The sequence below is a fragment of the Streptomyces millisiae genome (assembly GCF_031845425.1).
Taxonomy (GTDB): Bacteria; Actinomycetota; Actinomycetes; order Streptomycetales; family Streptomycetaceae; genus Streptomyces; species Streptomyces millisiae.
Genome location: NZ_JAVREM010000002.1, coordinates 38041 through 52075, shown reverse-complemented (window position 1 = coordinate 52075; position 14035 = coordinate 38041). Strand labels below are relative to the sequence as shown.

10 protein-coding genes are annotated in these 14035 nt (G+C 71.8%); 9 read left to right on the top strand and 1 reads right to left on the bottom strand.

The genetic code is table 11. The annotated features are described in order from the left end of the window. The 4 genes from RNC47_RS02385 to RNC47_RS02370 are packed head-to-tail and all read left to right on the top strand — an operon-like array spanning position 1 to position 3134. Positions 1-1050 carry a beta-ketoacyl-ACP synthase 3 gene (locus tag RNC47_RS02385; RefSeq protein WP_311595028.1) on the top strand — a complete coding sequence of 350 codons (1050 nt, stop codon included), beginning with the start codon at positions 1-3 and terminating at the stop codon, positions 1048-1050. After that, on the top strand, positions 1037-2056 hold the full coding sequence (rfbB, locus tag RNC47_RS02380) for a dTDP-glucose 4,6-dehydratase (protein WP_311595026.1): 1020 nt from the start codon (positions 1037-1039) through the stop codon (positions 2054-2056). The genes RNC47_RS02385 and rfbB overlap by 14 nt, the downstream gene beginning before the upstream one ends. Beyond that, positions 2056-2928, top strand: a complete 873-nt coding sequence (gene rfbA / locus RNC47_RS02375) for a glucose-1-phosphate thymidylyltransferase RfbA (protein WP_311595024.1) — start codon at positions 2056-2058, stop codon at positions 2926-2928. The genes rfbB and rfbA overlap by 1 nt, the downstream gene beginning before the upstream one ends. Before the next feature lie 11 nt (positions 2929-2939). After that, complete coding sequence (locus tag RNC47_RS02370; RefSeq protein WP_311595022.1) at positions 2940-3134, top strand: ferredoxin; 195 nt, start codon at positions 2940-2942, stop codon at positions 3132-3134. 48 nt (positions 3135-3182) lie between these two features. Here the strand turns inward: RNC47_RS02370 and RNC47_RS02365 are convergent, their stop codons facing one another. Next, positions 3183-3773, bottom strand: coding sequence for a TetR/AcrR family transcriptional regulator (locus RNC47_RS02365; RefSeq protein ID WP_311595021.1), 591 nt, complete (start codon positions 3771-3773; stop codon positions 3183-3185). Positions 3774-3970: 197 nt separating this feature from the next. On the opposite strand from RNC47_RS02365, the gene RNC47_RS02360 reads away from it, so the two are divergent. From RNC47_RS02360 to RNC47_RS02340, 5 genes are all read left to right on the top strand, one after another. Further along, entirely contained in the window at positions 3971-6184 is a 2214-nt protein-coding gene (locus RNC47_RS02360) for an MMPL family transporter (RefSeq protein WP_311595019.1), read from the top strand. 46 nt (positions 6185-6230) lie between these two features. Continuing rightward, on the top strand, positions 6231-7718 hold the full coding sequence (locus RNC47_RS02355) for an MFS transporter (protein WP_311595017.1): 1488 nt from the start codon (positions 6231-6233) through the stop codon (positions 7716-7718). A gap of 345 nt (positions 7719-8063) precedes the next feature. After that, positions 8064-10895 carry a helix-turn-helix transcriptional regulator gene (locus tag RNC47_RS02350; protein ID WP_311595015.1) on the top strand — a complete coding sequence of 944 codons (2832 nt, stop codon included), beginning with the start codon at positions 8064-8066 and terminating at the stop codon, positions 10893-10895. A gap of 258 nt (positions 10896-11153) precedes the next feature. Then, positions 11154-12395, top strand: a complete 1242-nt coding sequence (locus RNC47_RS02345; RefSeq protein ID WP_394814689.1) for a glycosyltransferase — start codon at positions 11154-11156, stop codon at positions 12393-12395. Then, positions 12392-14026 carry a GMC family oxidoreductase gene (locus RNC47_RS02340; protein ID WP_311595012.1) on the top strand — a complete coding sequence of 545 codons (1635 nt, stop codon included), beginning with the start codon at positions 12392-12394 and terminating at the stop codon, positions 14024-14026. The genes RNC47_RS02345 and RNC47_RS02340 overlap by 4 nt, the downstream gene beginning before the upstream one ends. The last annotated feature ends 9 nt before the right edge of the window (positions 14027-14035 follow it).

Sequence of the window (14035 nt, the reverse complement as noted above, 5' to 3'; positions counted from 1 at the left end):
ATGGCGCTCGGCACCGCCCCCGGCGCCGCCCGCGGCGCCCAGATCGCCTCGCTCGGCCACTACCTGCCGGAGGCGGTCGTCTCCACCGAGGAGGTGGCCGGACGGCTCGGCATCGACCCCGAGTGGGTGGTGGCCAGGACCGGCATCAGGGAGCGTCGGCAGGCCGCCAAGGACGAGACGGTCGTCGACCTGGCGACGGCCGCCGCCACGCACGCGCTGGCCGGGCTCGACGCCGACCCGCGGTTCTCCGGCGCCGCCTCGCTGGTCGACACCGTGATCGTGGCGACCTCCACCCCGGAGTCCACCATGCCGAGCGTCGCGGCACGCGTGGCGGCCCGTACCGGGCTCGGCCACCCCGCCGCCTTCGACCTGAACGCGGCCTGCGCCGGCTTCTGCCACGGCCTGGCGACCGCCGACGGGCTGGTCCGCTCCGGCACCAGCCGTGGGGTCCTGGTGATCGGCGCGGACAAGGCCACCGCCTGGCTCGACTGGGACGACCGCGACACGGCCATCCTGTTCGGGGACGGGGCCGGCGCCGCCGTGGTGCTGCCGCACGATCGCCGGGCCATCGGCCCCGTGGTGTGGGGCAGCGTCGGCGAGGAGTCCCATCTGATCTCGATCGGCGAGGAGGACCGGGTGCTGCGGCAGCAGGGACGCACCGTGTACCGCTGGGCGACCGGCCTCGGCGACACGGTCGCCCGGGTCTGCGAGCGCGCCGGTGTCGAACCGGGCGGGCTCGCGGCGTTCGTACCGCACCAGGCCAACCTGCGGATCGTCAACGCGCTGGCGAAACACCTCGGCGTGGCCGGCGACGCGGTCGCCACCGACGTGGTCGGGTCGGGGAACACCATCGCGGCGACCATCCCGCTGGCACTCTCCAGGATGCGGCACCGGCCGAACCTGGCGAACGGCGGCGACGTGCTGCTGTTCGGCTTCGGCGCGGGCCTCTCCTACGCCGGGCAGGTCGTCACACTGCCCCCGCTGCCGACGGCGTGCCCCGTCGGCGGGGCGGCGGGCACGGCGTGGGGAGAGTTCCGTGACGTCCGGTAGCGGAGACCGGTGGTTGGTCACCGGTGGGGCCGGGTTCATCGGCTCGGCCCTGGTCCGGATGCTGCTCTCGGAGCCGGGACCGGTGGCCCGGGTGACCGTCCTGGACAAGCTGACGTACGCGGGGAACCCGGCGAACCTCGCCCCGGTGGCGGCCGATCCCCGGCTGCGGTTCGTCCGGGGCGACATCTGCGACGCCGCCCTGGTGGAAGAGGTGATGCGGGGCCAGGACCGCGTGGTGCACCTGGCCGCCGAGTCGCACGTGGACCGGTCGATCGAGTCCGCCGCCGAGTTCGTCACCACCAACGTCCTCGGCACGCGGACGCTGCTCGACGCGGCCCTGCGCGCCGGCACCGCCACGTTCCTGCACGTCTCCACGGACGAGGTGTACGGCTCGATCGAGTCGGGGTCGTGGCCGGAGAGCGCTCCGGTGTCGCCCAACTCCCCCTACTCGGCGAGCAAGGCGGCGGCCGACCTGCTGTGCCTGGCCTACGCCCGCACGCACGGGTTGGACGTCCGGGTCACCCGCTGCTCCAACAACTACGGCCCCTACCAGTTCCCCGAGAAGGTCGTCCCGCTGTTCGTCACGAACCTCCTGCGGGGGCGTCCGGTGCCGCTCTACGGCGACGGCGGGAACGTCCGGGACTGGCTGCACGTCGAGGACCACTGCCGGGGCCTGCTGCTCGCGGTGGCGCACGGCCGCCCGGGCGAGGTCTACAACCTGGGCGGCGGCGCCGAGTTGTCGAACCTCGACCTGACCCGGACGATCCTCGGCCTGGTGGGCGCCGGCGAGGAGATGATCGACCGGGTCGCGGACCGCAAGGGCCACGACCGCCGGTACTCCGTCGACTGGGGCAAGGCGGCGGGCGAGCTCGGGTACCGCCCGCGGCACTCCTTCGCGTCGGGGCTCGCGGACACGGTCGCCTGGTACCGGGACAACCCCGGCTGGTGGGAGCCGCCGCGCGCGGTCCCGGCGGCCCCGGGACGACGAGCGGGGGCGGGCGTCTGATGCGCGGGATCATCCTGGCGGGCGGCTCCGGCACCCGGCTGCGCCCGCTGACCCAGGTGCTCTCCAAGCAGCTGCTGCCGGTGTTCGACAAGCCGCTGATCTACTACCCGTTGTCGGTGCTCATGTTGTCCGGCATCAGGGACATCCTGGTGATCAGCGGCCCCGGCCATCTGGACCAGTACCGCGCCCTGTTGGGGGACGGCGACCGGCTCGGCATCCGGCTGGCCTACGCCGAACAGGACCGGCCGCGCGGCATCGCCGACGCGCTGCTGATCGGCCGGGACTTCGTCGGTGACGAGCAGGTCGCGCTGGTGCTCGGTGACAACGTCTTCCACGGTCACGACCTGGCCCCGCTGCTGCGCGAGCAGGTGGCGAAGCTGTCGGGCGCGACCCTCTTCGGCTACGCGGTGGCCGACCCGCAGCGCTACGGCGTGGCGGTGCTCGACGGCGACGGGCGGTTGGTCGACATCGAGGAGAAGCCGCGGCGGCCGCGCTCCAACCTGGCGGTCACCGGCCTGTACCTCTACGACAACGAGGCGTTGGACCACGCGGCTCGGCTGGCGCCCTCGGCACGCGGCGAGTTGGAGATCAGCGACGTCAACCGCCGGTTCGTCGCGGAGGGCAGGGCCCAGTTGGTCAATCTGGGGCGGGGCACGATGTGGCTCGACGCGGGCACCCACGAGAGCCTGATGGAGGCCGCCAACTACGTGCGGGTCGTCCAGCAGCGCCAGGGCACTCGCATCGCCTGCATCGAGGAGGTCGCCTACCGGATGGGCGCCCTGGACCGGTCCGGGCTGCACGCGGCGATCGAGAGCGTGGGCGTGACCTCCGACTACGGCCGCTATCTCAGACAGGTACTCGACGAGCATTGAGGAGGACATCCGTGCGGGTCAGCGTGGACCAGGACAGGTGCGTGGGTGCGGGGCAGTGCGCGCAGACCTCGGAGGAGGTGTTCGACCAGAGCGAGGAGGACGGCCTCGTCGTCCTCCTCGCGGAGAACCCGCCGGCGGCGGCCCGGGAGGCGGTCAGGCGGGCGGCGGCGGGGTGCCCGGGAGGGGCCATCTCGATCGCCGAATGAGGAATCGACCGTGGGTGGCCCGGCCACGCCGGGCCACCCCTTCGGCTGTCAGGCCGAGGTGACGATCGCCGCCGAGGCCCGCAGGTAGCCGAGGAGGTCGTCGACGAGGCCGTCCGGGTCGGCGTTTCCCTTGCCGCCGACGGCCAGGTGCCCTATCACCGCCAGGTCGACGGCGCCGTGGACGACGGCCTGGAGCAGGCCGGTCACTCGCTCGGTGTCGCCGGAGGGGAGCTGTCCCGCCCGCTGGGCGGCCTCGACGATGCCGAGCAGTGTGCTCCGGCTGGAGTCGGCGGCGGTGGCAAGATCGCCGAACTCGGCGGTCCACGGGCTGAACACCAACGCGAAACGGGCGGGATAGGCCAACGCCCAGCCCACGTACTCCCGAAGGGCCGCGCGCAACACCGCGTCCGCGGGCAGGTCCCGCTGCGACAGGGCGGCCAACGACGCGCCGAGCTGGGTGAGTTCGCGTGCGGCGACGCCGGCGAGCAGCGCCTCCTTGTTGGCGAAGTGCTTGTACGGGGCGTTGTGCGACACGCCGGCGCGGTGCCCCACCTCGCGCAGGGTCACAGCCTCGCGCCCGCCGGCGTCGAGCAGTTCGGCCGCGGCGGATATCAGCAGTTCACGCGTACGGGGGGCCACATTTCGACTATACCGCGCACCCCTCGGGAAGGCGCCGGGTTGACGTCGTACACCTCGGCTGTTAGGTTGACATCGTCAACCCCCTTGGTGGGGGCCGGAGTTCCGGTCGCCCTCCGGTTGCCTCACGTCGAGCCGGCGCTCGACTTCCCCTCGGATCAGCTCCGTTCACACATGACGACACATCAGGTGGCATCGCTATGTTCTCATGGCTGGGGCGCTTCGCCTACGGGCGGAGGCGCGGGTTACTCGTCGCGGCGGCCCTCTTCGTGGTCGTCGCCGGCGCCTGGGGCAGCGGGGTGTTCAACGCCATGGGGAGCGGCGGCTACACCGCTCCCGAGGCCGAGGCCAACCGGGCCAACGCGCTGCTCGAGGAACACTTCGGACACCAGCCGGGGGACGTGGACGCCGCGGCGGTGTACACCGATCCCACCGGAGAACTGACGGTGGACGACGCCGAGTTCGAGCAGGCCGTGACCGAGGCACTGGCCCGGCTCCCGGAGTCCGAGGTCATCTCGTCGACCAGCTACTGGAGCCCGGAGCTCACCCCTGAACAGCGCGCCGAGTACGTCGCCGAGGACGGCCGCTCCGTGCTGGCGACGATCACCCTGCGGGGCGAGGACTCGGCCGAGCGCCTGGAGTCCTACGGCGACATCCAGGACGAGGTGCGCGCCAGCGGCCTGGAGACCTACCTCGGTGGCGGGTTCACCAGCGAGTACCAGCTCCAGCGCCTCGCCACCGAGAACCTGGCCACCGCCCAGCTGATCTCGCTGCCGATCCTGCTCGTCCTCCTCCTGGTCATCTTCCGGGGCCTGGTGGCCGCCGCCATCCCCGTCGCCCTCGGAATCATGGCGATCCTGGGCTCGATGGTCCTGCTGCGCGGCCTCACCTACGTGACCGACGTCTCGATCTTCGCCCTGGAGATCTCCACGCTGCTCGGCCTCGGACTCGCCATCGACTACGGCCTCTTCATGGTCAGCAGGTTCCGCCAGGAGCTCGAACGCCGCGACGGCGAAGTGGCCGAGGCGCTCGCGGCGACGATGAACACGGCGGGGCGCACGGTCGCGTTCTCCGGCCTCACCGTCGTCATCGGGCTCTGCGGGCTGCTGTTCTTCCCGCAACCGGTGTCCCGCTCCTTCGGCTTCGGCGGCATCACGGTGGTGCTCTTCGACATCGCGGCCGCGCTGCTGGTGCTTCCCGCGGCGCTCGCGGTCCTCGGCCCGCGGATCAACGCGCTGAGCCTCCCGTGGCCGCGCCGCGCCGCCGCGACCGTCAGCCGGGAGGACCGGGCCTGGGCGCGGCTGGCGCGGGCCGTCACCCGGCGCCCCCTGCCGTGGCTGACCGGCGGGCTGCTGGCGCTCCTGGTCGCGGCGGCCCCGCTGCTCTCACTGGAGCCGGGCATGACCAACCACCGCTACCTGCCGGTCACCAACGAGGGCCAGGTGGTCGCCGGGATGCTGAACGAGGAGTTCCCGCCCGACGGCCCGGCCGGCACCCGGGTGGACATCGCCGTGTCGGGCCCCGTCGAGCGCGGCGCCATCGACGACTACCTGGACACCCTGGCTGGTCTCGACGGTGCGACCGAGACGGCCGTGCACCGCGCCGACGCCGAACTGACCTGGGTGACGGTCGCCCACCGGGGCGAGGCCGACGACGCGGCCAACCTCGACCTGGTACGCGAGATCAGGGCCCTGGATCCGCCGGCCGGCGCCACCGAGGTCCTCGTCGGCGGTCTCGGTGGGCCGGCGCTCAGTCTCGACAACACCGAGGCGACCACCGACTCGCTGCCCTGGGCGCTGGTCTTCGTCGGCCTCTCCTCGCTGGTCCTGCTGTTCCTCGCCTTCCGGTCGGTGCTCGTGCCGGTCAAGGCGGTGCTCGTGGCCTTTCTCTCGCTCGCGGCCTCGCTCGGCATCATCGTCTGGGGCTTCCAGGAGGGTGGACTCGCCGGCCTGCTGGACTTCCACGAGGTGGGCACGACGGACGTGTGGACCCTGGGGCTCATCGTCACGATCGCCTTCGGCCTGGTCACCGACTACGAGATGTTCCTGGTGAGCCGGGTGAGCGAGGAGTACCAGGCCACCGGCGACAACCACCGGGCCATCGACGTGGGCCTGCGGAGCACCGGCTCGGTCATCACGCGGGCGGCGCTGCTGATGATCGTCGTGCTCGCCGCGATGGGGTTCACCGCCACCTCGCTGTTCCTGATGACCCTGGGCATCGGGCTGACGCTCTCCGTGGTGATCGACGCCACCGTGGTCCGCTCGATCATCGTGCCCGCCGCCATGCAGTTGCTCGGGCACGCCAACTGGTGGCCGGGACGGCCACGGCGGTCGGACGACCGACCGGACCCGCCGTCCGACGCCCACCCGGCGCGGGGGGCCGTCGTGGAGGGCGAACCGATCCGCAATGCCTGACAACCGCACCTACGAGGAGACCGCGGAAGCGCGGCGGGAGACGACAGTGACACAGGTGGAAGCGCACGCCCCGGAGGTCGCCGGGGGATCGCCGCGACGGCGCACGGCCGCGCTGACCGTGCTCCTCATCGGCATGTTGATGGACCTGCTCGACACGGGGATCGTCAACGTGGCGCTGCCCCCCATCCAGGAGGACCTGAACGCGAGCAGCGCCGCGCTCCAGTGGCTGATCGCCGGCTACTCGCTGCCGTTCGCCATCGGCCTGATCACCGGCGGGCGCCTGGGCGACCTGTACGGCCGCAAGCGGGTCTTCATGGCCGGCATGGGTCTCTTCGTGCTCACCTCGCTGCTGTGTACCGTGGCCCAGACCGGCGGTCAGCTCGTCGCCTTCCGGGTGGCTCAGGGCCTGGCCGCCGCGCTGATGGTGCCCCAGGTGATCGCGACCATCCAGGTCATGTACGCCCCGCACGAGCGGGCCAGGCCGCTCACCGCGGCCGGCGCGATGTACGCGGTCAGCTCGGTGTGCGGCCCCGTCGTGGGCGCGCTCCTGACCGAGAGCGACATCGCCGGCCTGGGCTGGCGGCTGATCTTCCTGGTGAACGTGCCGGTCGGCCTGCTGACGCTGGTGGCCGCCCACTTCCTGCTTCCTGAGTCGCGGTCGGCGACCGCGACCAGGCTCGACATCGTGGGCATGGTGCTGGTGGCGATCGGGCTGCTGCTCCTGCTCTATCCGCTGGCGGTGGGGCACGAGGAGGACTGGCCGGCCTGGACGTTCGTCAGCATGGTGCTCTCGGTGCCGGCCCTCGCCCTCTTCGTGGTCCACCAGCGGCAGCGGGCGTCCTCCCCTCTGCTGCCGATGTCCCTGTTCCAGCACCGCTCGTTCACCGGCGGCATGGCGATCCTGCTGCTGGGCTTCGGCGCGGTGTTCGGCTTCTTCCTGACCTTCACCGTCTACCTGCAGAACGGGCTCGGCTACAGCGTCATGCGGGCCGGCGTCGCCGGGATCTGGTGGGGGCTGGCGGCGGCGGTGTTCGCCGGGCTGGCCATCAACGTGCTGGCCCAGCGGTTCGGGCGGCGGATCGTCCAGGTGGGGCTCGTGGTGACCACCCTGGGCCTGCTCGCCATGCTGCTGGTGATCCGGCAGCAGGGCCCGGACGCGAGCGCGGTGGCGCTGGCGTTGCCGCTGCTCCTCGGCGGGGCCGGCATGGGCTTCTCCATCTCGATCGTGATGGACTTCGCGCTTTCCGACGTCCCGGTGACCGAGGCCGGTTCGGCGTCCGGCGTGCTGAACGCCCTGCAACAGACCGGCGCCGCGATCGGGGTTTCCGCCATCGGCGCGCTCTTCTTCGGTCTGCTGCCGAGCGAGCCCACTCCGGCTGAGTGGGCGGATGATTCGAGCCGGGCATTCGAGCTCACTCTGCTGCTGCCCGTCGGCATGATGATCGTGGCATTCGCGGCCAGTTTCCTGCTGCCGCGACTGGCGGCCCATCGCGAGGCGCCGTCGGTGACGGCCGACGCGGCCACGTCGGGCTGAATAACCCCCGGTTCAGCCCCGCGGGTGAGCCCCGCCGCCTTGTCGAGGCGGCGGGGCTCACCATGTTTCCGTGTGCGAACTCCACGCGACCACAGGGAAACAAACGCAAGATTCGTCCCGTTTCCGAGCCAGTTCAATTCAGAAATGGTTGCGATATCACCGGGAGACATTCAAACTGGAGTACGGCGCGGAGCACGGCTCCGTCACGCGTGCGCCAGACCATCGCACGCCTCACTCCTGACGCTCGAAGACCACCGCCAGGGCGCGACAGATCGGAAAACCACGGGGAACCGCATCTGACATCTCACGACTCAGCAGGTGAAGCACGTTCCTAAGGGGGAGGACATGATCCCGGTCGATCGTGAACACGATGTGCACATCTTATGCGAGGCGTACACGACCTGTCTCAAGGGATGGGGCCAACTCGTCGTGGTCAGCGGAGGGGTGGCCTGCGGCAAGACGGAGCTGACCCGCGCGTTCGCCAGATACGCCGTGGACGAGGGAGCGGTGCTGCTCTCCGCGACCGGCTCGCACGCCGAACAGACCCTTCCCTTCGGCCTGCTGAGGCAGCTGTTCCACGGCGTCGAGCCGTTCCGGATGACCGACCTCTCCGCCGACTCGCTGGGCTCGGCGGCCGAGTCGCCGACCATCGACCGCGACTGCGCCGGAGTGCTCGACGAGCTCTGCGAGGACCTGATCCGGCTGGCCAGGAGCCGGCCCGTGGTGATCACCGTCGACGACATCCAGTTCGCCGACAAACCCTCCTTACGCGCGTTGCTCTACCTCGAACGCCGGCTCCGCACCTCCCGGGTGCTGCTGGTCTTCACCGAGTGGACGCTGCCCAACCCCGGCTACGACCTGTTCCGTTCGGAGATCGTCCGCCCGCTGCAGACCGTCCACCTCCAACTGGCACCACTCTCCAAGGCCGGCATCGGCCGACTGCTCGAGGAGGCGCTCGGCCCCGAGATGGCCGAGTTGCTCACGGCGGAGTGCCACGCCCTCAGCGGCGGCAACCCCCTCCTGGTGCGGGCGCTGATCGACGACCAGCGCGCGCGGCGCCACCGGGCGGCGATCCCGCTGACGGACGGCACGATCGCCGTGGGCCAGCAGTTCACCCGCGCCGTGATCGCCTGCCTGCGCCGGTGGGGACGCACGCCCTTCGACGTGGCGTGCGGACTCGCCATCCTGGAGGACACCGGATCGAGCGACCCGCTGCTCGGCGAACTGCTCGACATGGAGCCGGTCGACGTCCGGCGGGCGCTCGACGTGCTGGAGACGGCGGGCCTGGTGACCGGCGGCCAGCTCCGGCACCCGGCGGTCAGAACCGCGGTCCTCGACAGCGTGAGCCCGGCCGAACGGGCCGCGTTGCACCTGAAGGCGGCCGAGTTGCTGCACGGCCGGGAGGCGAGGTGCGCGGACATCGCGGCCCAACTGATGGCCGCCGACCGGCTCGGCGGCACCGTGCGGGGGCGGTGGGCGGTGGACACGCTGCGCCAGGCCGCGCAGGACCACCTGCTCAGCCACCGGTTCGACGCGGTCACCGGATGGCTCGACCTCGCGGCCCGCAGCAGCACCGAGGGCAGCGAGCGGGCTGAGGTGCTGAGCCTGCTGCTGCGGGTCGAGTGGGCCCGTCGGCCCTCGGCGGCGGCCCGGCATCTGGCGGCGCTCGAAGCGGCGCGCGCGGACGGCGACCTGTCCCAGGACGACGTCCTGTACCTGGCGAAGTACCTGCTGTGGTACGGCCACCTGGACGAGCTGGGCGAGGTGCTGACCGCCATCGCAGCCTCGGCGTCCGGCGATCCGGCGGCGCCCGGCAGTCTCGGCCTGACGGTGGAGTGGCTCAGGTTCCTGTGCCCGCCGGCCGGTCAGGGCCTCACCCGGCACATGGCGGCGCCCCAGGTGGTCTCCGGCACCACCTGGGCGCGGGCGGTGGACATGCTGGAGCGCATTCGTTCCGGTGACTGCCGGGAGAAGATCATCGCGGCGGCGGAGCAGGTGCTCGGTGGCTCCCCGCTGCGCGAGGAGACCATCGACCTCCAGTTGTCGGCCCTGTTGGCCCTGCTCTACGTCGACGGTGACCAGCGCGCCGAGGAACTGTGCCAGGCGCTGCTCACGGACGCGATCAGCCAGCACGCCCCGGTGTGGCGGGCGATGATCGGGGCGATCTACGCGCTCATCCTGGCGCGCCGCGGTGACCTCGGCGGCGCCGCGCGCCAGGCGAAGACGGCCCACGGGCTGTTCACCGCCCAGGGTTGGGGGGTGGCGATCGGTATTCCGCTGGCCGTGCAGGTGGCCACCGCGACGAGGGCCGGCCGGTACGACGAGGCGTCCGCCCTGCTGCATCTGCCCGTACCGGACGCCATGTTCCAGACCCAGTTCGGGCTCTTCTACCTCTACGAGCGGGGGTTGTTCTACCTGGCCACCAACCGGGTGCACTCCGCGATGGCGGACTTCACGCGGTGCGGCGAGTTGATGCGCCGGTGGGAGCTGGATGTCCAGACGCTGGTCCCGTGGCGGCTCGGCGCCGCCAGGACCCACCTCGCCATGGGCAATCCGCACACCGCCCGGGCCCTGGTCGAGGAGCAGTTCGCGGGCTCGGCCCCGATCGGCCCCCGCACGCGGGGGATGTTCGTCCGGGTGCTCGCCGCCGCGTCCCCGCCCGAGGAGCGGGTGCCGTTGTTGCGTAAGTCGGTCGAGTTGCTGGACGCGAGCGGCGACCAGTTCGAACTGGCGGGTGCCCTGCGCGAGCTCAGCCAGGAGCTGGAAGCCGCCGGGGAGGCGGCCGAGGCCCGGGACGTCGGCGCCCGGGCGACGCGGCTCGACAGGTGGTACGGCAGTGGGCCGTCGTTCCCCGATCCGCTACCGGCGGGCACGCTGGCCCTCGCCGGCCCGATGGACCATCACCTGCCCTCCTCGCTGTGGAAGGTCGGTGAACTGAGTGAGGCCGAGCGTCGCGTCGCCGTGTTGGCGGCCCTGGGGCTGACCAACCGGGAGATCAGCGCCAAGCTCTACATCACCGTGAGCACGGTGGAACAGCACCTCACCCGGGTCTACCGGAAACTCAATGTGAACAGACGCACGGATCTGCCGACCGACCTCGACCAGTACGCCACCGTAGAACTGGCGGCGGCGTCCCCGGCCTCGCCACGCGGCACCAGGCGTCCCCGCGGACGGTGAACGCCCACATTACCAGGGGGGACGTGGATTCCGTTTCGTGCCGGAATTCACGTCCCCTGTCGCCCCTATCGCCCCTATCGAATTCGGCGCGGCCCGTAGGGGCTTGTCGCCTCTCCGACGCGATGCCACAGTGTTTTCCACAGGGTCCGCAACCGACCGCGTCTGGTGAGGAACGAGGGGCTCATGACCCGAATTCTCTTTGCTACCATTCCCATAACCGGCCACGTCCGTCCAGGACTTCCGGTCGCGCGCGAACTCGTGAAATCCGGCCACCAGGTCGCCTGGTACACCGGCCGGAAGTTCGAGCCACTGGTGAGCCGCGTCGGCGCGAAGTTCGTTCCCAGCGCCCCGGGAACAGACGGCGACGTGCTCCAGGACATGACCGGCAACCGGAGCGGAATCGGCGGCTTCAAGAGAATCATCCGAGAGCTCTTCGTCGAACCCGTACCGGAATACGCCCGGGAGCTGTCGAGGGTCATCGACGACTTCCGTCCCGACGTGGTCGTCTCGGACCACTGCTTCCTCGCCGGCCCCATGGTCGCCAGCCGGCGCGGGATCGCCAGCGTGGTGTACGTCGTCGGTCCGCTCGCCGTGTCGAGCGTGGACACCGCGCCGTCCGGGACCGGCCTCGCCCCCTCGTCGTCGCCGCTCGGGCGGCTGCGCAACCGAGGCCTCCAGTGGCTGGTCACCCACGTCCTCTTCCGGGACGCGCAGCGCGCCCTGCGCCGGGCGGCCCGCGCCGTCGACTTCCCGGTCCTCGACGACTTCCTCACCGACTGGACGGTGCGGATCGCCGACCGCTACCTGGTGGCGGCGATACCGGAGTTCGAGTACCCGCGCAGCGACCTGCCGGCCGCCGTCGAGTTCGTCGGCCCGATGCTGCCGACCGGCGTGGACGACTGGTCCCCGCCCGACTGGTGGCCCGAGTTGCGGGCGGCGCGGGCCGCCGGCCGGCCCGTGGTGCTGGTCACCCAGGGCACGGCGGCGACCGACCCCCGGCAGCTCGTGCTGCCCACCGTCTCGGCCCTCGCGGACACGGACGCACTGGTCGTGGCGACCGCCCTCGGCGACCTCCCGGACGACGCGCTCCCCACGCCGCGCCCGGCCAACCTCCGCGTCGAGCGGTTCGTGCCCTACACCGAACTGCTGCCGCTGACCGACGTGATGGTCACCAACGGCGGCTACGGCGGTGTGCAGATGTCGCTCGCCCACGGCGTCCCGCTGGTGACCGCCGGCCGCAGCGAGGACAAGATGGAGGTCGGTCGGCGGGTGGCCTGTTCGGGCGCCGGCATCTCGCTGCGCACGTCGAACCCGCGCCCGGCACGGATCCGCTCGGCCGTCACCCGCGTGCTCCGGGAGCACGGCTATCGGGAGCGCGCCCAGCAGTTGAGGGCCGCCTACGCGCGCTACCCGGGGGCACCTCGCGCCGCCGAGGCCGTCCTGGAGACGGCCGCCGGCTCCCCCCGGCTGTCCGCGGGCGCCGAGGGCCGGCCGAGATGAGCGCCGTCGAGGAGCTGGAGGGCGTCACCTGGGACGCCGTCGTCGTGGGCACCGGCATGGGTGGCGGGACCCTCGGCCACGAACTGGCCCGCCTCGGCAGACGCGTGCTGTTCCTGGAGCGGGGCTACGCGAACGCCGGGGCCGGGGCGCTCGTCGGCGGCTACCCGGAGGAGGCGTTCGACCTCGCCGGGGTGACGGACGCGGAGCACGACGAGCACCTGGCCCGCGGTGGTCGGAACGCCCAGTGGTTCGAGGACACCACCCCCGGCAGGCGACCGAAGCCGTTCCGCCCCATCGTGGGCTCCGGCGTCGGAGGCTCGTCCGCCCTCTACGGGATGGTGACCGAGCGCTTCTTCCGCGAGGACTTCACCCCGCGCGAGAACTTCTCGGACACCGGCGACTCCACCGTCCCCGAGACCTGGCCCGTCAAGTACGAGGAGCTGGTGCCCTGGTACCGGAAGGCCGAACGGCTCTACCGCGTCCGCGGCACCGCCGACCCGCTCCGCCCCGACGACGACACCGCGGCGCTGCTCCCGCCGGGCCCGGTCACCCCCGCCAACGCGGCGCTCGCCGAACACCTCACCGAGCGTGGCATGAACCCCTACGGCCTGCACGTCGCCTGCGAGTACCAGGACGGCTGCCAGGCGTGCCAGACCTTCCTGTGCGCCTCGGGCTGCAAGAACCACGCCGGCAACATCTGCGTGGAGCCCGCCGTCCGCGCGTACGGCGCCCACCTGCTCGACCGCACCACCGCGGTGCGGCTGGAGGCCACGAGGACCCGAGTGACCGGAGTCGTCGCCAGGCGGCTCGGCAGCACCCACGTGTTCCGCGGCCGGGTCGTCGTGGTGGCGGCCAGCGCGCTCATGACGCCGGTCCTGCTGCTCAACTCGGCGTCGAAGGAGTGGCCGCACGGCCTCGCCAACGACCACGACCTGGTCGGCCGCAACCTGATGCGGCACTTCGTGGACGTCTACCTGTTCCGGGCCGGCCGGGGAGAGCCCGTGCGCGGCCAGGTCAAGGAGCTGAGCGTCAACGACTTCTACCGGGTGGACGGCGAGAAGTACGGCACGTTCCAGTCGATGGGACACGTACCGCCCTACGCTTTCCTGGTGAACTCCACCCGGCAGAACCGTCGTCGGCTCGGCCCGCTGCGCCCGCTCGCGGACCGGCGCTGGCGGCCCTCGGTCCAGGAGCGCTTCGTCACGATGGCCGCCATCATGGAGGACCTGCCCTACGCCGACAACCGGGTCCTGCCCGGGCCGGGCAGCACCGGCGGGAACGGTCCGTTCCTCGAACTGCGGTACACCGTGGGGGCGCCGGACCGCAGGCGGCACCGCGAGTTCACCCGGCTGCTGCGTTCCCGCCTCGGCCGCCGGCCCGGGTCGTGGCTCCCGCCCGTCCATCTCTCGGGGGCCGACATGAACAGCGCCCTGGGCCACCAGTGCGGAACCTGCCGCTTCGGGGACGACCCGCGGACCAGCGTGCTCGACCGCGACAACCGCGCCTGGGGCCTGGACAACCTGTACGTGGTCGACACCTCGATGCTGCCGTCGAGCGGCGGCATCAACCCGAGCCTCACCGTCGCGGCCAACGCGTTACGCGTCGGCCAGGTCATCCACGAGTCGTTGTAGCCGGAGGCG

Coding starts and splice junctions, on each gene's coding strand:
- rfbA (WP_311595024.1), top strand. CDS start 2,056: ATGCGCGGGATCATCCTGGCGGGCGGCTCCGGCACCCGGCTGCGCCCG.
- RNC47_RS02350 (WP_311595015.1), top strand. CDS start 8,064: ATGATCCCGGTCGATCGTGAACACGATGTGCACATCTTATGCGAGGCG.
- RNC47_RS02385 (WP_311595028.1), top strand. CDS start 1: ATGGCGCTCGGCACCGCCCCCGGCGCCGCCCGCGGCGCCCAGATCGCC.
- RNC47_RS02360 (WP_311595019.1), top strand. CDS start 3,971: ATGTTCTCATGGCTGGGGCGCTTCGCCTACGGGCGGAGGCGCGGGTTA.
- RNC47_RS02340 (WP_311595012.1), top strand. CDS start 12,392: ATGAGCGCCGTCGAGGAGCTGGAGGGCGTCACCTGGGACGCCGTCGTC.